Source organism: Chitinophaga sp. W3I9 (assembly GCF_050434025.1).
Classification (GTDB): domain Bacteria; phylum Bacteroidota; class Bacteroidia; order Chitinophagales; family Chitinophagaceae; genus Chitinophaga.
Window position 1 is genome coordinate 2,757,902 of record NZ_JBNPWC010000001.1, and the last position, 21,948, is coordinate 2,779,849.

Annotated in this window: 15 protein-coding genes; 11 read left to right on the plus strand and 4 right to left on the minus strand. The window is 47.5% G+C overall.

Features of this window, described 5'->3' with window-relative positions; genetic code table 11:
• Position 1: 1 nt before the first annotated feature.
• From QFZ51_RS11565 to QFZ51_RS11575, 3 genes are all read right to left on the minus strand, one after another.
• Complete coding sequence (locus QFZ51_RS11565) at positions 2 to 4,348, minus strand: CusA/CzcA family heavy metal efflux RND transporter (RefSeq protein WP_429045949.1); 4,347 nt, start codon at positions 4,346 to 4,348, stop codon at positions 2 to 4.
• 182 nt (positions 4,349 to 4,530) lie between these two features.
• Entirely contained in the window at positions 4,531 to 4,914 is a 384-nt protein-coding gene (locus QFZ51_RS11570) for a hypothetical protein (RefSeq protein ID WP_429045950.1), read from the minus strand.
• 48 nt (positions 4,915 to 4,962) lie between these two features.
• Positions 4,963 to 5,412, minus strand: a complete 450-nt coding sequence (locus tag QFZ51_RS11575) for a KTSC domain-containing protein (RefSeq protein WP_370912759.1) — start codon at positions 5,410 to 5,412, stop codon at positions 4,963 to 4,965.
• Between the two features lie 195 nt (positions 5,413 to 5,607).
• On the opposite strand from QFZ51_RS11575, the gene QFZ51_RS11580 reads away from it, so the two are divergent.
• A complete protein-coding gene (locus QFZ51_RS11580) occupies positions 5,608 to 6,531 on the plus strand; it encodes an alpha/beta fold hydrolase (protein WP_429045952.1) in 924 nt (307 codons plus the stop codon).
• Here QFZ51_RS11580 and QFZ51_RS11585 read toward each other — a convergent pair.
• On the minus strand, positions 6,518 to 8,425 hold the full coding sequence (locus tag QFZ51_RS11585) for an AAA domain-containing protein (RefSeq protein ID WP_429045954.1): 1,908 nt from the start codon (positions 8,423 to 8,425) through the stop codon (positions 6,518 to 6,520). The genes QFZ51_RS11580 and QFZ51_RS11585 overlap by 14 nt on opposite strands.
• A 135-nt stretch (positions 8,426 to 8,560) precedes the next feature.
• Between QFZ51_RS11585 and QFZ51_RS11590 the strand changes: the two genes are divergently transcribed.
• The 10 genes from QFZ51_RS11590 to QFZ51_RS11635 all read left to right on the plus strand — a co-directional run bounded on the left by QFZ51_RS11590 (position 8,561) and on the right by QFZ51_RS11635 (position 21,812).
• On the plus strand, positions 8,561 to 8,974 hold the full coding sequence (locus QFZ51_RS11590) for a DoxX family protein (protein WP_429045955.1): 414 nt from the start codon (positions 8,561 to 8,563) through the stop codon (positions 8,972 to 8,974).
• 134 nt (positions 8,975 to 9,108) lie between these two features.
• Positions 9,109 to 9,471 carry a hypothetical protein gene (locus QFZ51_RS11595; RefSeq protein WP_429045956.1) on the plus strand — a complete coding sequence of 121 codons (363 nt, stop codon included), beginning with the start codon at positions 9,109 to 9,111 and terminating at the stop codon, positions 9,469 to 9,471.
• A gap of 101 nt (positions 9,472 to 9,572) precedes the next feature.
• Entirely contained in the window at positions 9,573 to 10,172 is a 600-nt protein-coding gene (locus QFZ51_RS11600; protein ID WP_429045958.1) for an RNA polymerase sigma factor, read from the plus strand.
• 117 nt (positions 10,173 to 10,289) lie between these two features.
• Positions 10,290 to 11,489, plus strand: coding sequence for a FecR family protein (locus QFZ51_RS11605; RefSeq protein WP_429045960.1), 1,200 nt, complete (start codon positions 10,290 to 10,292; stop codon positions 11,487 to 11,489).
• Between the two features lie 344 nt (positions 11,490 to 11,833).
• On the plus strand, positions 11,834 to 15,223 hold the full coding sequence (locus QFZ51_RS11610) for a SusC/RagA family TonB-linked outer membrane protein (RefSeq protein ID WP_429045962.1): 3,390 nt from the start codon (positions 11,834 to 11,836) through the stop codon (positions 15,221 to 15,223).
• A gap of 11 nt (positions 15,224 to 15,234) precedes the next feature.
• Positions 15,235 to 16,668, plus strand: a complete 1,434-nt coding sequence (locus tag QFZ51_RS11615; protein ID WP_429045964.1) for a RagB/SusD family nutrient uptake outer membrane protein — start codon at positions 15,235 to 15,237, stop codon at positions 16,666 to 16,668.
• An 83-nt stretch (positions 16,669 to 16,751) separates the two neighbouring features.
• Entirely contained in the window at positions 16,752 to 17,693 is a 942-nt protein-coding gene (locus tag QFZ51_RS11620; RefSeq protein ID WP_429045966.1) for an ABC transporter ATP-binding protein, read from the plus strand.
• On the plus strand, positions 17,693 to 19,903 hold the full coding sequence (locus tag QFZ51_RS11625; RefSeq protein WP_429045968.1) for a Gldg family protein: 2,211 nt from the start codon (positions 17,693 to 17,695) through the stop codon (positions 19,901 to 19,903). The genes QFZ51_RS11620 and QFZ51_RS11625 overlap by 1 nt, the downstream gene beginning before the upstream one ends.
• A gap of 213 nt (positions 19,904 to 20,116) precedes the next feature.
• Entirely contained in the window at positions 20,117 to 20,722 is a 606-nt protein-coding gene (locus QFZ51_RS11630; RefSeq protein WP_429045969.1) for an RNA polymerase sigma-70 factor, read from the plus strand.
• Between the two features lie 127 nt (positions 20,723 to 20,849).
• Positions 20,850 to 21,812: a FecR domain-containing protein gene (locus tag QFZ51_RS11635; protein WP_429045971.1), complete on the plus strand. Its 963-nt coding sequence runs from the start codon at positions 20,850 to 20,852 to the stop codon at positions 21,810 to 21,812.
• Positions 21,813 to 21,948: the final 136 nt, after the last annotated feature.

A 21,948-nucleotide genomic window follows, 5' to 3' on the forward strand; every position in this document is an offset into this window, starting at 1 on the left:
TTTACCTGTTCAATAAAGAATTGGATTCAATGATAGACTGGTTAAGGTTATTTACGGCATCGAGGTATTCATTCCGGAGACTGAAAGCCTGGTTGTTCAGCATCACCCATTCCAGGTAATTGATTTCCCCGTTTACGAATTGCAGATTTGCGGTAGCAATGATGGTATCCGCATTCTTTAGCCCACTTTGTTCATAGTAGGAAACCGCCTGCATCATTTTACTATACTGCTTTTCAGCTTCGGTATATCTTAATTGTAATTCCTGTAATCCTGCCTGGTAAGTGCTTTTTGCCAGTTCCTGGTTTATTTTCTGAGCGCCGATCTTTGCTTTCTGCGCACCAAAGAATAGCGGAATACCAACACCTATCTGGGCCGACTGGAACCGGGTGTCTCCCGAATATTCTTTATCATCCGCCCCCATACCACGCATGGTCATATTATTGTATCCCAGCAGTAAGTCGGGTAACAGTCTGGATTTTTCCAGTTTGTACCTGGAAAGACTTGTTTGCTCCTGTTGCTCCAGTAATTGGAGGTAGGGATGCTTTTTAAGCTCCGTGCTATCAATATCACCGGGAAGCGGCATTTTAAGCGGTGTATCATCAGGTTCTACATCAGTAGTCGTGTTGAGCAGCACTTTCAGCCGCGCTTGCAGGATGGCGTAGTCCTGCTGTAACTGGCCCGCCTGCAAAGCGATTTGTCCACGCTGGGTTTCGGCGGTCATTTTTTCGAGTATGTTACTTTCCCCCGTTTTAAAACGTATTGCCGCCTTTTCCAGGAAAAGCGCATAGATACTATCCGTATACTGAAGCAGTTCTTTTTTATTGCGCAGGAACAGGAGCTGGTAGTACACCGAAGTGACCTGCTTTTTTAATTCAGATTGTTTAACGGAAACATTCAGCAGTCCTTCTTTCCATTCTTCATTCAGCAACAGTTTTTGCCTGCTGTATATGGTTGGGAATTTGATGGTCTGTGAAATGGTAAACCGGTTATCATTGTAAGCGCTGTTGATTTTACCATATTCACCGGTAATAACCGCCTGGTTGGCATCCCATCCCGCTCCTTTTAATTTTTTCAGATAGTCTGCATTCAGCTGTTGGTTCCGGACAGACAGGTTATTCTTCATAGCGGTATCCAGCGCTGCATTAAGGGAGATCGGTTGTTGTGCCCGTGCGTTAGGTGCTGCCAGCAAAAGGAATGGTAATAATAAGAGTGCAGCGCCCGGTAAATGCTTGGGTTGCTTCATCAGATGCTTCTTTTCAAAAATGATGTAAAGAATTGGAAGTACAAACAGGGTCAGGAACGTTGCCAGGATCAGTCCCCCGATAACCACAGTAGCCAATGGCCGTTGCACCTCGGCGCCGGCGCCATTGCTCAGTGCCATCGGCAGGAAACCCAAAGAGGCTACGGATGCGGTCATCAACACGGGCCGTAAACGTACCCTCGTTCCTTTTAATACAATTTCCCGGACATCGTTCAGTCCTTCTTTATGTAACCGGTTAAATTCTGCAATGAGCACAATACCATTCAGTACAGCCACACCGAATAATGCAATGAAACCAATGCCGGCTGAAATACTGAACGGCATTCCCCGCAATGCAAGGGCAAAAATGCCTCCTATGGCAGATAAAGGAATAGCCGAATAAATCAGCAACCCTTGCCTGATACTGTTGAAAGCAAAATATAACATCAGCAGGATAAGCAGCAGGGAAACGGGTACGGCAATGCCTAAACGCTTTTTCGCAGCTTCCAGGTTTTCAAATGCGCCACCATAGGTAACGTAGTAACCCGGTGGTAATTTTATTTTACCGGATACCTTTTGCTGCAGTTCTTCTACTACAGTCTGCACATCACGGCCACGCACATTGAATCCTACAATGATCCGGCGCTGGGCATCTTCGCGCTGTATCTGATTGGGCCCTTCTTCTATAGCTACTTTTGCCACCAGGTATAAGGGTATCTGTGAACCCTGTTGGGTAGGAATTAGTAAATGCTGCACATCAGTAAGGTTTTGCCGCTGCTGACCGCTCAGCCTGACTACCAGGTCGAAACGCTTTTCTCCTTCATAAACAAGACCACTGCTTTGCCCCGCGAAGGCGGTATTTACTATTCTGTTTATATCATTGATGTTAAGGCCATATTGCGCAATGGCATCCCTGTTATATTTAATAACAATCTGCGGCATCCCGGTGATGGCTTCCACATACAGATCGGTAGCACCTTTCACGGTATTGACCACTGCCCCGAGGCGGGTGGCATATGTAGCCAGGCTGTCCAGGTCCTCGCCATAAATTTTACAGACAACATCCTGACGGGCGCCTGTCATTAATTCATTAAAGCGCATCTGTACAGGATATTGGAATCCGAAAGTAACGCCGGGTATGGCTTCCAGTTCCTTTGACATTTTCTCTGTTAATTCATCGAAGGTTTTTGCAGAAGTCCATTCCCTTTTGTCTTTCAAAATTACCATCAGGTCACTCGCATCAATCGGCATAGGGTCAGTAGGAATCTCGCTGCTACCGGTTTTTCCAACCACCTTCTCCACTTCAGGAAATTTCTCCAGCAGGATTTTCGCACCCTGCGACACCACAGTAGTAGAGGTTTTCAGGCTGCTGCCGGTAAGTACGCGGGTTTCTACCGCAAAATCCCCCTCTTCCAGTCGGGGTATAAATTCGCCTCCCAGCTGCGAAAGAACAAATAAAGCAATGGCTAATAAACCTGCTGCTGTTCCAATTACTGTTTTGGGTATGTTCAGTACTTTGTTTAATAGACGCTGGTAGCGGACTTCCAGTTTTTCCATCATCCTGTCGGACCAGGAAAGTTTAGCGGGAATTTTTTTACTTAAAACCAGTGCGCTCATCATGGGTACATAGGTCAGGGAAAGCAGGAAAGCGCCAAACAACGCGAAGGCTACTGTCTGCGCCATGGGCTTAAACATCTTACCCTCCACGCCTGCGAGGGCAAATATGGGAAGATATACGATCAGGATGATCAGCTCTCCGAAAACCGCTGCATTTCGCATCCTGCCTGATGTTTCCAACACCAGGTCGTCCATTTCCGTTTGCGTGATAAAGGGTTTGTTGTAATGATGCAGTCTGAACATACAGGCTTCTACTATAATCAGGGTGCCGTCTACAATCAACCCGAAATCCAGCGCACCGAGGCTCATCAGGTTACCGCTTACGCCAAAGGTATTCATCATAATTACCGCTATCAGCATCGCCAGCGGAATAACAGAAGCAACAAGTAATCCGGCCCTGAAGTTACCCAGGAACAACACCAGTACAAATACTACGATCAATGCGCCTTCCAGGAGATTTTTCTCAACAGTGCCAATGGCGTTATTGACCATTTTTGTTCTATCCAGGAAGGGGTCGATCATCACTCCTTCCGGAAGTGTTTTTTGGATCTGGTCTACACGCGCTTTGATCTTTTTGATCACCTCATTACTGTTGGCTCCTTTCAGCATCATTACTACCGCACCTGATACCTCACGTTCGCCATTATAGGTCAAAGCGCCGTACCGGGTGGCATAGCCTAACCGCACTTCACCAATATCCCTTACCAGCAACGGCGTGCCGTTACCGGTATTTTTAACGACAATTTTCCTGATATCTTCTTCTGAGCCGACCAGGCCCTCACTGCGAATAAAAAGTACCGTTGGCTCTTTTTCAATGTAAGCACCACCGGTGTTCTGGTTATTTGTTTCGAGTGCTTTGAATACATCATTGATGGAAAGTCCGTAAGACTTCAGTTTGGCCGGTTCTACCGCTATTTCGTATTGTTTCAGGTAGCCGCCAAAGCTGCTCACATCCGCAACGCCGGTAACGCCCAACAGTTGCCGGCGAACAATCCAGTCCTGGATAGTGCGGAGCTCCATTGCCGTATACCGGTCTTCATAGCCCTTTTTAGGCCGTACCGTATACTGGTAAATCTCTCCTAAACCAGTTGTAACCGGCGCCAGCTTGGGAACACCTATTCCGCCGGGTATCTGGCTTTGCACTTCCTGCAGCCGTTCGGTAACCTGTTGTCTTGCCCAGTAAACATCCACGTCCTCATTAAAAACAAGGGTCACTACAGATAACCCAAACCGGGAAAAGCTCCTGATCTTTGCCAGTCCAGGTATACTGCGGTTTGCCTGTTCTATAGGAAACGATATCAGCCGCTCAACATCCGGCGCACCTAATGAAGGCGTTACGGTTATTACCTGTACCTGGTTGTCTGTAATATCAGGTACCGCATCTATCGGCAGCCGGGTGACTTCATAAATACCATAGCCGATAAGACCGAGTATAAATAAGCCTACAATCAATTTGTTCCGGATTGAAAATTCAATGATCTTATTCAGCATATCGAATAATTGGCATACTCATTCCGCCCCGTTGAGCGGGCATAAGTACTAAAAATAAAATGCAGGGAAGGTCGGAAAGCAGCCACCGGTGCTGGTATTCCCAGTAGACAGATTTATCAGATTGAATGCATTAAACGCAATAGCATTAATACAACCGTCTTATAAACAAAATTCCGGTGAAGTTATGCAAGGAAAATAGGGGGTGCTCTTAATGCCGAAAATGAAAGGCTTTGCAGCGGAGGTGGAAATTCCTGCTTTTGCTGATAGCTGGTTTTCGATATCAGAAAGCAGATAACTTCCGGAAGAGAAACCAGGTCAGGTGCAGGCGCCAGCGTTAAAACGGGCACTTCGTGTTGCAGGTGGCTGGAAGAGGGAGAAGTGAAGCTGTGATCAATCAGGTTCAGCGCCAGCGAATGCTGCATATCATGATCGTGGTCATCATCATCATCGTGGACGGAGTGTCCGGACGATGAAATGATATGCTGATGGTCATGAAACATAACGTTGTGCGCAGTAATAACCATTACTGCCAGCATCAACGATATCTTTGTGATCCATGAACGCATGGCGCAAATATAGTTTATTCTTTAAAACAAAGCATACTAACAGGTATGCTATGCTTCAACCGCCTTGCTCACTTTACGGTATACAAATTCGTGGTAAATATGCCTGCGGCAGAACCTGCCCGGCGTATCAGAGTTGATCAGCTTTATATATAATGTTTTCGGAACGTCGAGGTATTCATAACTGCTGCCATCTTCAAAGTGAAGCTGAAGCGTTTGTTTCTGATAGGAGAAATCCACCAGGGTAGAAGCAGAAATGGTGGCTGTGTACTGTGGTAAAGCAGCAGCAATTGTTTCAGGTGCTATACTTACTAAAAAGTGATAAGCCTCAATCAATTCTTTACTCTTTGCTTCTGCTTCCAGTTTCTGTTCTTCTGCCAGGCCTTCAAATTTATCGGGATGCCACTCCTTCATTAAATTCCTGTAGATCGTTTTCAATTCTTTTACTTCAGTAGTTTTGGTAACACCCAGTAACTTCCTGTAATCAACTATTTTACTCATAATGTATTTATTCAAAAAATAAACAGGCTGATCATTATGAGCAGGCTACCATTTATCTTATCCCGAAAAACGGGCAAAGTTACGGTTTTTCAGGCTTCCGGCAAGGATTTATTTGTCCTTTACAGCAGCGGCTTTCAGGGGAACAGGCGCATTATATGCCTGAAATCACCTATTTTAATGGAGAAAAACCGTCTTATGAAACTGTTGTTATTGTTAACCACGTTGCTGTATTGCCTGCCTATCCATGCACAGCAACTGGACTCACTGAAATACCCCAACGGCTGGCTTTATTATCATACTTATGGGAAGGGAAGCCCTGTTATAGTGTTGTCTGGCGGCCCTGGCAACTCCTGTTTGCAGCAGGAAGAAGTGGCGATTGAGCTGGGAAAGCATTACAGGGCCATCTTATTGGAACAGCGGGGCACCGGCTTATCCATCCCCGTACCGTTCGATTCCACCACTATTAACCTCAAAGCCGCCGTGGAAGACATTCAGCGGTTGCTGCAGAAAGAAGGGATCAGCAAAACCGTTATTTACGGCCACTCCTGGGGCGCGATGCTGGCCATGAGTTACGCAGCTGCCCACCCGGAAAAGGTGCGCGCCCTGGTGCTGGCAAATCCTGGCTACTATAAGTTCTCCGCCGATTTCATGACCACGCACATGAACAACCTGCGGGCACGCCTGGGTGTATCCGACCTGGCGCTGATGGATTCCCTGGGCAAAAAGATAGAAGGAGGGAGGGCAACTGGCGCAGACAGTGCGCTGTATAACCGCACCATACGGTTGGCATACATTTACAACAAAGCGGACATCGACAGCCTCATGGGGAAGATTTATGTGGCAAAACCCAATGTCCGTATGCAGGGGTTAATGGTATCAGACCTGCAACGGACCCATTTTGATCTCAGTAAAAACCTGCCGCAATATAAAGGGCCGGTAACCGTGATCGGCAGCCGCCAGGATCCCCTGGCTTTCTATACCTACGAACTGAAGATCATCCGCCCGGATATCGTACTGCATTGGATCCAGGCTTCGGGTCACTTCCCGATGTTTGAACAGCAACCCGCTTTTTTTGAGGTATTGGAAAAGGTAATGACAACCAGCGTTACACATCCATAAACTCCCATGCGCTCTGGTAGGCGTTTTTGTGCTCCGCATAAGTGATGAAGTCCGCATAAAACCCAAGCTGGGAAAGGGTGCCGCTGTCGCCTATCACCACCAGCTTCTTGCGGGCCCTGGTCATCGCTACATTCATCCGCCGGATGTCTGATAAGAAGCCTATTTTATTTTCGGTGTTGCTGCGCGTCATGCTGATATACACAATATCGCGCTCCTGTCCCTGGAAACTATCGATGGTGTTCACAGATATTTTGTCTGCATAGGGCTGCAACAACGGGGAGTGATGCAGCTGCTCTTTTAATAATTGTATTTGTTGTTTATAGGGAGATATAACCGCCACCGTGGGAAAGTCTTTCGGCTGGTAATGTTCCCCCAGCGCAGTTACCAGCCGGGTAAGATGTTTAAATAAAAAAACAGCTTCTTCCGGGTTGGTGGTACTGGTGCCATCCAGCTTTTCATCAAAACCGCAACCGGCAGTGTCTACAAAGCTGAGCGGGTTATCTTCGGAAAACAGCAGGTGTCCGGCAACAGAGGCATGGGCCCTTAATTTATCTTCATAAAAGATACTGGAAGAATATCCCATGATAGTGGCATGCATACGGTACTGTTCTTCCAGCAGCGTTACGCTTTCGGGGTGCAGGGCGGTGCATTTTTCCAGCAGGGTAGTGCTGAGACCTTTACGGGCGGCTTCCTCCGATTTTACGGTGGGCGATAGCTGGCAATGGTCTCCGGCAAGGATTACCTTTTGCGCTTTCAGGATGGGGATCCAGCAGGCAGGTTCCAGTGCCTGCCCGGCTTCATCTATTACAACCGTATGGTACTTTAAATTTTTCACGGTATAATGATTGGCGCCCACCAGGGTGGCCGTAATCACCTGTGCCTTGGAGATCAGGTCGTCAATAATATATTGCTCTGTATTGCCTACTTCTTTCATGATCTTGCGGGCCTCGTCAAACAAGGCTTTCCGCTGATCCCTTTCTGCTTTGCCAAAGTTACGCTTGTATTTGTGGGCCATGTCGCGGAACTCATTCGCCTGCTTTTTCAGGCGCTTGATTTCTTTGATACTGGCATGCTCAGATATTTTGCTGTCGAGCGTGAGCGACATCAGCCGCTCTGATACGCGCGCCGGGTTGCCCACCCGCAACACATTCAGTCCTTCATCCGATAGCTTTTCGCTGAGCAGATCCACTGCGGTATTACTAGGCGCCACCACAAGTATCTGTTGTTGCTCCTGTTTGATCAGCGCTTTAATGGCCTGTACCAGGGTAGTGGTTTTGCCAGTGCCGGGCGGACCGTGTACAATGGCCAGGTCGCCGGCGGAAAGTATTTTATTAACGGCCGATTGCTGGGAGGCATTCAGCGCGGGATTTACATAAGGAGTAATATCCGGATGAAACACGGGTTTCTTTTCCCCGGTCAGTATTTTTATCAGCCGTCCTTCGGGTACTTTATCCTGCAATGCATCCGCCTGTTTCAGGGCGTTTTGCATTTCGTCATAACTGTTATCATCAAAAAGTACGTCGATGCCCAGTTTACCATCACTGGCCCATTCCGGCAGCTCGTCGGTGCGCAGGGTGATCTTCAGCCTGTTCCCGCCCTGGTAAGTGATGGTGCCTTCAAGATGATCCTGCTTTGGATCATGATTGGAAAATAATAAGGCAGAAGCGCCAAAACGCAGCTGATGCGGCAGGTCCTGGTGAGTGGTACGCTCCACTTCCACCGTCAGGTAATCTCCCCGGCTCATCTCTGATCCCCTGATAGCAATAGGGTACCAGGTAAGTCCGTTTGCCCTGCGATCTGCTACAGATGTGGATTCCGTCATTTGTTTGTATGATTTCCTGTCTTCTTCCCGCTCTGTTTTTAATAAATCAAGCTGCTTTTTGAAATAATCCATGACGCAAAGGTAAGATGTTCCTGAATTGTCGCAATCAACCAGTAAGAATGTCGTATTTCCCCAGCAGGAATGCGCACAAATGCCGGTAAGTTTGTATTGTCAATCAAATCAAACAAAAACAAAAAAACAACTTATATGGAAGCGCAAACAATTTATCTGAATAAGAAAGCTCCTTCTAAAGCAGCTAATGTTACCGGTTGGGTAATCACCGTTCTTTGTGTACTCTTTCTCCTGGTAGACGCCATCATGAAAGTAATTAAGAACATCACTTCCATGGAAGGCAGCGTAAAGCTGGGCTGGCCGGCAGAACAGGTACAGGGTATCGGCATTATATTGCTCATCGCCACTATTTTGTATGCCATTCCCCGTACGGCTATACTGGGTGCGATACTGGTCACCGCTTACCTCGGCGGCGCTGTAGCCATCATGTCCAGGATCAACGAACCCTATTATTTCCCGGTGGTGTTCGGTATCCTGGTATGGGTAAGCCTCTTTTTACGTATTCCCGCGCTGCGCACGCTTTTTCCGGTGCAAAACAACCAGGCGTAATTTATCTCTATAAAAATAAAGAGCCTTTGTATTGCCCTGCAGTACAAAGGCTCTTTATTTTGCCGGAAAAAAAATACCCCGCGCATAGGGGAACGGCGAATTCCATGCGTCCTGAATACAGGAGGACTATTACCATGCTACTACCAGATCAATTGAAAAGTTATTTCCGGGCAATCATGCTCACCGCCGGTTTGACCGTGGGCGTTACTTTAACCGCACCTGCGCAGGACAGCAGCGCGATCACCGGCAAGAAAGAAATGTTGCCGCTGCCGGCCCCGAAAACCAATTCCTTTGGGCAGACTGCCAACCATAAACAGTGGTCATGGCAGCAATACCTGCCCGCTGTCAAGGACAGCAGCAACAGCAGTAGCTTGATATACGAGGCCTATCCATCTCACCATCATTTAAACAACTATCGCCAGACATCCCCTTTCCGTTGGAATGATGTAGCAGGTATCACTGCCATGGCGCTGGTAGCTTATATGCTTTCCCGTTAATAAAATACGTCCGTCAGCACATTTCCCCGGGTGCTATGGAATTTTACATTATTATTCTACCTTGCCGTCACATTTGTTATTTCACGCAAGCAAGGTTGTCAATGAGCGAGGGCCATTCTATTGATGCTCCTGACCTTTATAAGCGGATAGCGGCCGGCGACGAATCTGCGTTCAGGAGTCTTTTTGAAATTTATGCACCACGCCTGCAGGCGATGGCAGCACGTATTACCGGATCAGTGACAGTGGCAGACGACCTGGTACAGGATACCTTTCTCAAAATATGGGTAGCCCGCGACCAACTCACGGAAGTGGCACAACCAGGCGCCTGGATTAAAAAAATTTGTTTTTTCCTGGCCGTGAACTATGTCCGTCGCCAAACCATCCGCGATAAAGTAATGCATACCGTTGGCTATGAAAAAGACAGCTCGGGTAAGGACCTGCCGGTGGCAGACATGATTGAATTCCGGCAGTTGCTGGGCCTGGTGAACAAGGCTGTGCAGCAATTACCGGAGAAGCAGCAACAAATCTACCGCCTTAGCCGTGAACAGGGACTCTCCAGCAGTGAAATCGCACAACATATGGATCTCGCCATCAGCACGGTGAAAAACCTGCTGGTAATGGCGTTGAAAAATATCCGCTCCTCCCTGCAAAAGGCCGGCTACCCGCTGCTCCTGGCCATATTGATAGATATACTCATCTGAATAAACAGTCCCTCTGAAAAAAAACTTCACTTTTTTTCGGTACCAATTCCCCGCTCAATTGTCTGGTATAGATAAGGGGACATACATCACTTTCATTTACCTGTATCACCTTCATAAATGGAACATCACCACCGACTGGCATATTTACTCGATCGTCTGGCAACACACACTGCCACAGAGGAAGAACTGGACGAATTAACCGGTTGGGTTGACCGGGACGAAACCGGCGCTTCTATCGACGACGTGGAAGGCTGGCTGCAGGAACATCATTCAACCGCCTTGCCGGCTTACAACCAGCAACACTGGATGCAGGTGGCTGACCAGATCCTGTCATCGGATAAACTATCAAACGACCCGGTTACCAAACCGCTTCACCGTGTACATTTCCTCCACAAATGGGGATGGGCGGCCGCTGTAGTGTTACTGTTTGGGGCAGCTGCCTGGTTTATCAGCCACTATCATCGCCGGCAACCGGTTGCTGTTATCGCCGGAAACACGCTGCAGGACATAGCTCCCGGGAAAAATGGCGCCATCCTTACGCTGGCGGATGGCTCACAGATGGTGCTCGACAGCATGGGAAACGGTATCATCACCCATCAGAACGGAACTACCCTAGTCCTGAAAAGTAACGGCCTCCAATACACGCAGGAAGCCCCGGGTGCAGGCGAAATGGAATACAATACCATCACCACACCCAAAGGACGGCAATTCCAGGTGGTACTGCCGGATGGCACCAAAGTATGGCTCAATGCCGCCAGCTCCCTGCAGTTTCCTGTAGCCTTCAAAGGAAAGGAAAGGAGAGTGGAACTCTCCGGGGAAGCCTATTTCGAAGTTGCCGGCAACGCAGCACAACCCTTTAGGGTGAATGTGCTCCGGAAAATGGACATCCAGGTACTCGGTACCGGTTTTAACGTAAACGCATACACGAATGAAAAGAATAGCTATACTACGCTGGTGGAAGGAGCGGTCAGTATATCCCTTACCAATCAAACCGCTGGCAGCGTGGTGTTAAAACCAGGAGATCAGCTACAGGCAGGTGATACAGGTATAAAAGTAACGCGGAACGCAAATGTGGAAAAGGCCATCGCCTGGAAAAACGGCCTGTTTAACCTCGAAGGAGTGGGCCTGCGGGAAATGATGCGGCAGCTGGAACGCTGGTACAACCTGGAAGTAGTGTATGAAGGAAATGTGCCCGATGTTCATTTTTTTGGTGAGATGAGCAGAACCCTGCAACTCTCTGATGTGCTCGCGGGGCTGGAACGGTCGGATGTGCATTTCCGGCTGGAAGAGGGCCGGCGGCTGATCGTAATGCCTTAACGTATATTATTTATCCCGGATACCGTAAAACTGAAACACTATGCCAGTAATGAATATCAACTAAAACAGGTTGACCGGCAAAAAAAACCGGAAGTGCGACCAACACTTCCGGAAAGTTGCTGGCTGACTTAAATCAGGTTTCGAGACCTCCATTTTTAACAACCAAACGTTGCAAATCTATGCAAAAAACTGCTTATTGGAGCCGTTGGGACTTGCCGTGCCGGCTCCCAACCAAAATGCTCCGGATTATGAGATTTACCAGTGTTCTCCTTCTTACCATTTGCTTACATGTATCAGCCAACACATTTTCGCAATCTGTCACCTTTTCCGGACGAGCCGTCCCAATGGAAAAACTTTTTGCCGCCATCAAAAAACAAACAGGTTTCGTGGTGTGGGGTAAATCTGAACTCCTGAAACAGGCCGGCACCGTATCAGTATCAGTGCAGAATATGCCCCTGATCAGCTTCCTGGAACTGGTGATGAAGGACCAGCCATTCAACTATAAAATAGCAGGCAACACCATCATGCTGTACAGCAAGCCTCCTGCTGCTGCGAATAGCGCCACACCAGAGAAAGAATCACCGGTAACAGGGCATGTTACCGACAGCACCGGCATTCCCCTCATCGGGGCTACGGTGCAGGTGCCTGGCGCCAGTCAACCCGCTATTACCAACTCAGAAGGCAACTTCACCTTGCCGGTATCTGCCGGGGATGTACTTCGCATCAGCTTTATAGGATATAAAACAAAAGAGGTGACAGTGACTTCCGGTATGTTGCGAACCGGGAATATCGGTAACATCGTTTTGTCTGTCATCTCGGCTACCTTATCAGCATTAAATGTTACGGCCAATACCGGCTATCAATCAATTCCAAAAGAACGTGCCACCGGATCATTCAGCGTGATTACAGAAAAAACACTCGGCGCCAGGATGGAAACCAATATTATGGACCGCCTGGAAGGCACTGTGCCCGGCCTCTTTATGCAGAACGGCGCCGTTAATATCCGCGGACTTTCCACCTTATACGGCAACCAAAACCCGCTATATGTGGTGGACGGTTTTCCATTCGAAGGAGACCTTAACTATATCAACCCCGCTGATGTAGTGAATGTAACAGTAATGAAAGACGCCGCCGCCGCCTCGATCTACGGAACCAGGGCAGCCAATGGCGTGATCTCTATTACCACCAGGTATGGCAGCAACAGGAAACTCACGGTCAACTTCAACAGCACCGCGTTTATAACAGGCACCCCCGACGCAGGTTATATGCACCTGCTCAATTCCTCCCAGATGGTGGATCTGCAACAGGAACTGTTCAATAGCTGGCATCCTGGTTATAACGATGTCATCAAACGTGCAGGCCAGCCAAAAGCAATGGAAGCACTTTATAATTATGAGCAAAATCTCATCAGCAAAACTGATCTCGACAATACCCTCAATAATTTAAGGAACGCTAACGGGCAAAGCCAGCTGGAAAACCTGTTCATGCGTAACCGTGTCAAACAACGCCACAGCTTCTCCGCCAGCGGTGGAAACGAAATTCACCAGTATAATATCATGATGAATTATACAGGTAACAGGGACTACGGTTTCCGTACCGGCAATGAAGATATTAACGTGGGCATGAAAGATAAAGTGAAAGTGTTTAAATGGCTGGACGCAGAAGTAGGCGCCAATACCAATATCCGCAACGGGAAGTATCTCCGCGAAAGCCCCGAATCCTTTTACCGGAATATGCCTTACGAAGTGCTGAAAAATCCCGATGGCAGCTCCGCCCCGTTCACTAAATTAAAGTCACCCTATGAAATAGACCGCCTGAAAAACCTCGGGCTGTATGATGAAACATTTAATCCGCTGGATGAGCTGTATAAATCAGATCTTTCCTATTGGTCAAATTACTTCAGGCTGCAGGGTGGCTTCACCGTTAAAATTATCAGCGGCCTTACACTGGATCTGAAATACCAGACAGAACGCGGCAGCAGTTACAATAAATCATATTATTCTCCCGACTCCTACTACACCAAAAATATGATCAACGACGCAGCGCAGGTCATCGACGGGGAGTTGGTGAAGAATGTACCTGACGGTGGACAACTATACGAAACACGTGGCAATTCAAAATCCTATACCGCCCGCGCACAACTGAACTTCGACAAAAATATCAGCACAAAACATCACGTGTCGGCATTAGCCGGTGTGGAACGCAGGGCAGTATCACAAACGTCGACCTCCGTGTTTAAAATGGGCTATAACGATAATAACCTGCAATACCTGCCGGTAAATGAAATTGCCCTCGGCAATCTGAAAGGAACAGAATCCCTGGGCAGCACCTTCTCCATGAGGTATAACGAAAATAATAACTTTTATTATGGAGAAGACAGATACATCTCTGCCTATGGTAATGCCGGCTATACCTACAACGGGAAGTATAACGTTACCGGAAGCGTACGGGTAGATAACTCCAACCTCTTTGGTACCGACCCCCGCTACCGCTACCTGCCGCTCTGGTCTGTTGGCGCCAGCTGGAGAATGTCTGAAGAAGATTTCATGAAAGATATCAGCTGGTTAAACAGCCTGAGCATCCGCTCTACTTACGGCCTCGGCGGAAACGTGGCCAGAACGGTAGGACCCTACCTCCAGGCAAGATCTACCTTCTTTTCTGAAGCCAATGCCACCGCAACGGATATCATCTATCCGCCAAATAAATCATTAAGATGGGAAAAAACAGCTACTACCAATATTGGTGTCGACTTCGCCGTATTAAATAACCGGGTGTCAGGATCAATAGATTACTACATCCGAAAAACCACCGACCTGCTGGGAGAAAAGGCCATCGATCCCACCAACGCATTTCCCAGCGCATTGATTAACTACGGCAGCTTAAATAATAAAGGTATTGAGCTGGCACTCAACACCCTCAATATAAACAAGAAATATTTCACCTGGAGCAGCACCCTGGCACTGAGCTTCAATAAAAACAAGATGACAGAAATAAATACCAGGGATGAAAATGTATACGGCCTTACCGGTGGCTACGGCGTAAATCGCATTGGCTACCCGATGGATGCCGTTTTCAGTTTCAGATCGGCAGGTCTTGATCCGGCTAACGGTTCCATGATGGTGTACGATGCCGCAGGAAAAGTGGTAAAGAATTATGACCAGTCCGGTACCATTGTGGCCAACATGACGGATATAAACGGCCTTGTATACAGCGGCACATTAAGACCGAAATACACAACTGGTTTTACCAACACCTTCACTTATCAGCAACTCACGCTAAGTATCATGATCATTGCCAATGGAGGAAATGTGATGAGAGATGTGGTGCCTGTTATCGATTATGGTTTCCCTCGCAGCAATGTAGACAGCAGGGTGATGAACTTCTGGCGCAAACCCGGCGATGAAAATAAACCCGGCATGTTACCGGCGCCCGATCTCAAAGGTAATGGCGGCAACTATTATACGCTCATCTGGTACGCCTCAGATCAAAATGTACTCAAGGCAGATTATATCAAAGTAAGGGATATTGCCCTCTCTTATAATTTTGCGCCCGTATTGTCCCGTGTCAAAAAATTATCTTCCGCCAAATTAACACTGCAGGTACAAAATCCTTTCCATTGGTACAACAACTCCGTTGGAATTGATCCTGAAGCTTATGAAATCGCCAGCCAGTACGCTAACAGAACATTACCGGTAATGTCCACTTACATGGCAGGAATAGATATCACCTTTTAAAACCAGGAAACATGAAAAAATTACATCTTTATATCATCTACGGCATACTGATCTTATCCGGTTGCACAAAGTTCCTGGATATAAAACCAAAGGATAAATTTATCCCGGTAACAGTAGCCGATTACGAGAATATGCTTAACTCCGGCACCGTAGTGAACTTCGGTGATTACTTCTGGGACCTGCTCTCAGACGATGCTTTCCTGCCGGAAGGAAATCCCGGCAACCTCTTCACGAAGCAACAACTGCCCGGCCGGAAAATTTATACCTTCAACCCCGCGCCGTATGAACAAGGTACCAACGATTTCCTTTGGAGTGAAGGCTATAAAAGGATCTTTTATTACAACAGCATCATCAACAATATCATGGATGCAACGGAAGGTACAGAAGCCAACAAAAAAAGTGTTCGCGCGGAAGCCCTGCTGGGCCGCGCAATGGAACACCTACAGCTGGTAAATGTATACGCACAGCATTATGATGCCGCCACCGCCGCCACGCAGGACGGTATTCCCATTGCACTGATTGCAGACATCAACGCAAAATTCAAAAGGAACACGGTAAAAGAAGTATACGACCAGGTACTCAGCGATGCCAACGCCGCCATCACAGATTTGCCGCTAAATCATAAGCTCACAAAGTTCAGGGCAGGTAAAGCAGGCGGATACGCCTTACTGGCCAGAACCTATCTCTTTATGGGCGATTACGTCAATGCCCGCAAAAATGCGGACCTGGCGTTGTCGCTGCAAAGTGAGCTGGCCAACATGAATGATTATAAGATCACGATCCCCGGGCCGTTTCCAAATGTTCCCGGTGCGCCGCTCGGATGGACCAACATCCCCGACGCACAGCTTAATACAGAAACCATCGTGGCCCGGCACTTCCTGCGACCATTCGGACTGGCCATGGATGTTTGCGCCTCCCCGGAATTAAGTGCACTCTTTACCAACGACGATAAACGCTGGACATTATACTATGCCGATGGCTGGCCTCCCGCGCCACCGTTTAATTACATGTCCAGGTACCAGGTGAAGATCTTCCTCCGCGGAGATTTCTATAGCAACTATCTCAATGTGCCGGAAATGTACCTGACCCGCGCAGAATGCTTTGCCCGTGAAAACAATTTAACAGCTGCCCTCGCAGATATCAATAAATTAAGACTCAACCGGATTACACCCGCTGCCTATAAAGCCTTTACCCCGGCAGACTTCAGTAATGATGGTGAGAAGGTATTACGGTTTGTTTTGGAAGAAAGAAGAAGGGAAATGGCATTCACCGGGATGCGGGTCATCGACCTGAAACGCCTGAACAAAGAAACCCGTTTTCAGAAAATAATAAAGCATACCGCAGAAGGCAAAACGTATGAGTTGCTGCCCGGTAGTAATAATTACCTGCGCCAGCTGTGGCCCAATGCTACTGTATTCAACCCGGACTGGCCGCTGAATCCATAAGTCATTCCTGTCCTCCCTGTTCCATTTGTGACGCCGGTAACCTGCCGGCGTCATTAACCTCCTATTGACTAATTAAATCACACATGCAAGACAACATCGTTAAAATTGAAGGACTATCACACCGTTACAGTAAAGACTGGGCAGTGAAAGATGTCAGTTTCGAAATCAACAAGAAAGGCATTGTAGGGTTGCTTGGCTCCAATGGCGCCGGCAAATCCACTACTATGAACATTCTTTGCGGAGTGTTAAGTCAAACCCGCGGCCAGGTGCTCATTGAAGGCATCGATATGAGGGCCGACCCGGAAGAAGCAAAGAAAAGGATTGGCTTCCTGCCGCAAAATGCACCGCTCTACCTCGAACAAACAGTAGATGAATACCTTACCTTTTGCGCCCACCTCCGCCTGATAGATAAACGCCGTATAAAAGCAGCGGTAGATACCGTGAAGGAAAGATGCGGTGTGGCACATTTCAGCAAAAGGCTCATCGGCAACCTCTCCGGTGGCTACCGCCAGCGGGTAGGCATCGCGCAGGCACTCATTCACACGCCACTGCTGGTAGTGCTGGATGAACCCACCAATGGCCTGGATCCCAACCAGATCCTGGAAGTACGCCAGCTGATCAAAGAAATAGCCACAGATCGCGCCGTAATCTTCTCTTCACATATTCTCTCGGAAATACAGGCTACCTGCCAGGATATTATTATGATAGAAGGCGGCAGAATGGTGTTTAAAGACACCATGGAATCTTTCAACAATTATATAGAACCGGACAGCCTCATCACCACCCTCGAAAACCCTCCGGAAGAAAAGGAACTGAGAGCCATCAAAGGCATTAAAGACGTGGAGTTCCTGACAGAAAAAACGATCCGCGTAAGATTTGAGCCCGCCACCGATATCGCTGAAAATATCGTGGAAATGAGCGTGCAAAAAAAATGGCGCCTCAAAGAAATAACACTGGAGAAAAGCTCCCTGGACGCCATTTTCGCACAGTTATCCAATAAAAAATCTAAACCTGCCATACAGTAATGAAAATAATTATCAGAATAGCCCGCCAGGAGCTGAGCCTCCTGTTCCATTCGCCGGTAGCCTGGCTTATCTTAATTGTATTCCCGGTACAAATAGGAATCGACTTCCTTCACTATATCCAGATGATAGGACGCGCACAACGTATGGGACATCACTTCACCGATGTTACTTCCATGATCTTCACTGGTCAGCAGGAAGGATTTTACCCCGGCGTGAAAAATACCCTGTACTTCTATATTCCACTGTTAACGATGGGCCTCATCAGCCGGGAAACACACAGCGGTTCCATTAAATTATTATTGTCGTCTCCCATTAAAGTAAGGGACATCGTACTGGGAAAGTATGTAGCCATGATGGGATACGGCGCACTATTGCTGGTTATCATTTGCCTCTATGGAATTTCCGGTTCGTTTTTTATTGAGCATATCGACTGGAAACTGCTGGCCTCGGGCGCACTGGGATTGTACCTGCTCATCTGCGCCTATGCCGCTATCGGGCTGTTCATGTCCTCGCTTACTACCTACCAGGTGGTGGCAGCTATCAGCACATTGGCAGTGCTGGCCGGTCTCAACTTTATCGGCGGCCTGTTCCAGGGCAATGATGCAGTGCGGCATATTACCTATTTTATGTCTATTTCAGGTAGAACCGAACAATTTATTTATGGACTGATCAGCACAGAAGACGCCTTTTACTTCTTCCTTGTAATCGGCTTTTTCCTGGCCATTACCGGCATGCGGCTGCAAGACCAGCGGGAGGCAAAGTCACCGTGGATACGTACCGCAAGGTACCTCGGACTGATAGCGCTTTGCTTCCTCACCGGGTATATCAGCTCCCGCCCGTCCTTTACAGGGTATGTGGATATGACGGCTACCAAAACCCATACACTCGGCCTGCAAAGCCGCGAATTGGTAAAGGCGATGGACAAGCCGCTGAAAATTACCACCTATGTGAATATCCTCGACGATAATTACTACCTCGGCGCACCGGAGAAGAAAAGCGCGGATGAAAGAATACTCACACCCTACCGCCGGTTTATGCCCAACCTGCAAATGGAATATGTGTATTACTACGACTTCGCCAACAACAAAAATCTCTATAAAAATTACCCCGGAGAAAGCGATGCCGCCATCGCAAAAAAAGTAGCAGATATCCAGGACCTGGATTACAAGAAAGTAATTCCACCTGCACAGATCCGGAAAATGGTGGATCTCGGGCCTGAAGAAAACCGGCTGGTAAGGCTCCTGCAATATGGTGATAAGAAAACTTTTCTCCGGTATTACAACGATATCATGATATATCCCGGCGAACAGGAATTTACCGCTGCGCTGAAACGTATCGTAACACCTGTTGAAATACCCTTGGTTACGTTTGTTGCCGGCAACGGCGAAAGAAGCATCACAAAAGCAGGTGATGCCGCATTCAGGATGTTTGTAAATGAACTCACCTTCAGGGGGGCGTTGATTAACCAGGGATTTAATGTAGATACCGTAAATCTTACCAGTGAAGAAATTCCTGCCGCCACTTCAGTGCTGGTAATTGCTGATCCGAAAACAGCCCTCCCGCCGGCAGCACAGGCAAAACTGGACCAATATATTGCCAGCGGCAGAAACCTGTTCGTGATCACAGAACCAGGATCACAGGAAATATTGCAACCTTTACTGCAACAACTGGGCGTGCAACCCGGCGCAGCGCCGGTACAGGAGGAAAGCAGGGACTATGCACCCGACTTTATCCTCGCCCGTTTTTCAGACGATGCCGGGAAAATTTCACCAAAGCTCGCCGCATTCAAGGGTGATAGTGCGGTGGTATCCATGCCGGGCGCTGTGAATCTTCAGTATGCACAACAGCACGGTTTCCACACGGTACCGCTGCTGCTGGCAAAAAATAACCAGGCACTGGCCATTGCCGCCGAAAGAGAAGTGGCGGGCAAAACCCAACGCATCATTGTTACCGGCGATGCCGATTTTATGAGCACCGGCGAGCTGGCGCGGCGCAAACCTTCCGTATGGAACCAGTCGCTGATCACAGAATTATTCCGCTGGTTTACCTACGGCGATTTCCCCGTAAATACCGGCGCCATCAGATCAAAAGATGTAATCGACAGCGATGATCAGGGGATCCTGACCATGCGAATACTTTTCTTTGGCGTAATACCCGTATCACTGCTGATTTTTGCTACTACACTACTACTTTACAGGAAGAGAAGATAATATTTAACCAACCACTCATAGGCAGGAAAGGTCGTCCCGTAACAAGGCGGCCTTTTCTTTTTTATTCCAGGCCATTTTATCATGTTACTTAACACGTTACCTATAAAAAATCAATTTATTTAAGTGTTCCAACATAAATTATCATCCTATTATTATGATAATTGGTATTTTTTTCGTTTGTTTATGTTTATAACATCTGAATAAACGAAAATATTGAACATTATAAAAAAATATAATCAATCAGATGAATCTCACATATTAGCCTTACTGAAGGAAGGTGATATGGGTGCATATGAGGCTATCTACAACGAATACTGGCCCCGTTTATACGGATATGTTTACAACAGGCTGAAAAGTAAAGAAATAGCAGAAGAAATTATCCAGGAAGTATTTTTTTCCCTCTGGAAAAAACATGAAGAACTGCAACTCACACACACGCTCTCCGCGTATCTATTTACCGCGGTAAAGTACCAGCTACTCAACTATCTCAAATCAGACCGTATCCGCAAAACCTATATCCACCAGTTTGCGCAATTACCTGAACAGCGATCCGATAATTCCAACGAGGAAAATATCGCGGCTACCGATCTGAAAAATACCATGGAGAAAGAAGTATCACGGCTCCCGGAAAAATGCCAGCAGGTATTCAGGATGAGCCGCCATCAACATCTTTCTGTTACCGACATCGCCAATACACTGAACATCTCTCACAAAACAGTGGAAAACCATCTTACCAAAGCGCTCCGGCAGCTTAGAATGGTGCTGGGGCATCACCTGTGCCTCATCATCCTGGTGCTGAATACAGCCCTGCAACAGTAATATGGCCTACCCGGTCTTTCTATTTTTAAATTTTTTTTTTAAAGACGTAGGTGTTACGCTTTTCAAAGTGTACTTATCTATAGGTGACACTATTAACTGCCTGATTAAATACAAGTGTGAAAAACTGATGAACAACCAGGATCTTAAAAATTTAATCGAGAAATATCTAAATGGCACGCTGGAAGCTGCGGAAGCGCAACAGCTGGAGCAGTGGCTGGATGCAACAGGCGAGGAACACGCATTTGATGCGATGCCCGAAGCAGAAAAGGAAGCAGCCAGAATAGCAGGATACCATCACCTGGTAAAGCGCATCAATCAACACCGGCAACCCGGCATGATAACATCGCTGTTCCGCTACTGGAAAGCGGCTGCCTGCATCGCGGGTATCATTATCGCCGGCGCTATATTCAAAAAGGAAATGTTGAACATAGTAGCGCCGCATCGCCTGGTGTCGCTGCAAAGTACTCCCGGCAAAACTAAAAAACATATCCTGTCCGATGGCTCTATCGTTTGGCTCAAAGGAAATAGTAAATTAATTTACCCGGCAGGTTTTGGCGCCGGTAACCGCGAAGTAACATTGCAGGGCGAAGCCCTCTTTGAAATTGCGAAAGACCCGCGGCATCCGTTCCTGGTGAAGTGCGGCACACTCACCACCACGGTGCTGGGTACCAGTTTCAATATCCGGGAAACAGGCAAAGAAACACAGGTGACCCTGCTGACGGGAAAAATTGCACTCAGCGCGCCGCAATCGGCTCCTGTCGTATTGTACCCGGAACAACAGGCAATATATGCCACAACAGGAACGGCTATACGGAAAGAGGAAGAAGGAACGCCGCCCATCAGCGATATCACAAAAGGCACAGAATATAACATGGCATTCAACGATGCCACCATGCAACAGGTTTTACAACGGATAGAAAATAAATTTGAGATAAACATACAACTGCAGGACGCAGTAATCAACACAAATCTAATCACGGCAGATTTTACTGACCAGTCTTTACAACACACAATGGAGATGATCAGCCAGGCACTCAACCTGGACTTCGGGATCAACGGCAAAACTATTTTACTCAAACAAAAAAAGTGAAAAATGAACCTGTTATCAACCACAATCAAACCGAGTCAAACACAAAAATCTAACATCATGGCTAACATCATTTCCAACTAAAAAAGCCGGAGGGGTGACAGCCCCGCCAGCTTATGATAAATAGCCCTGTTTATCA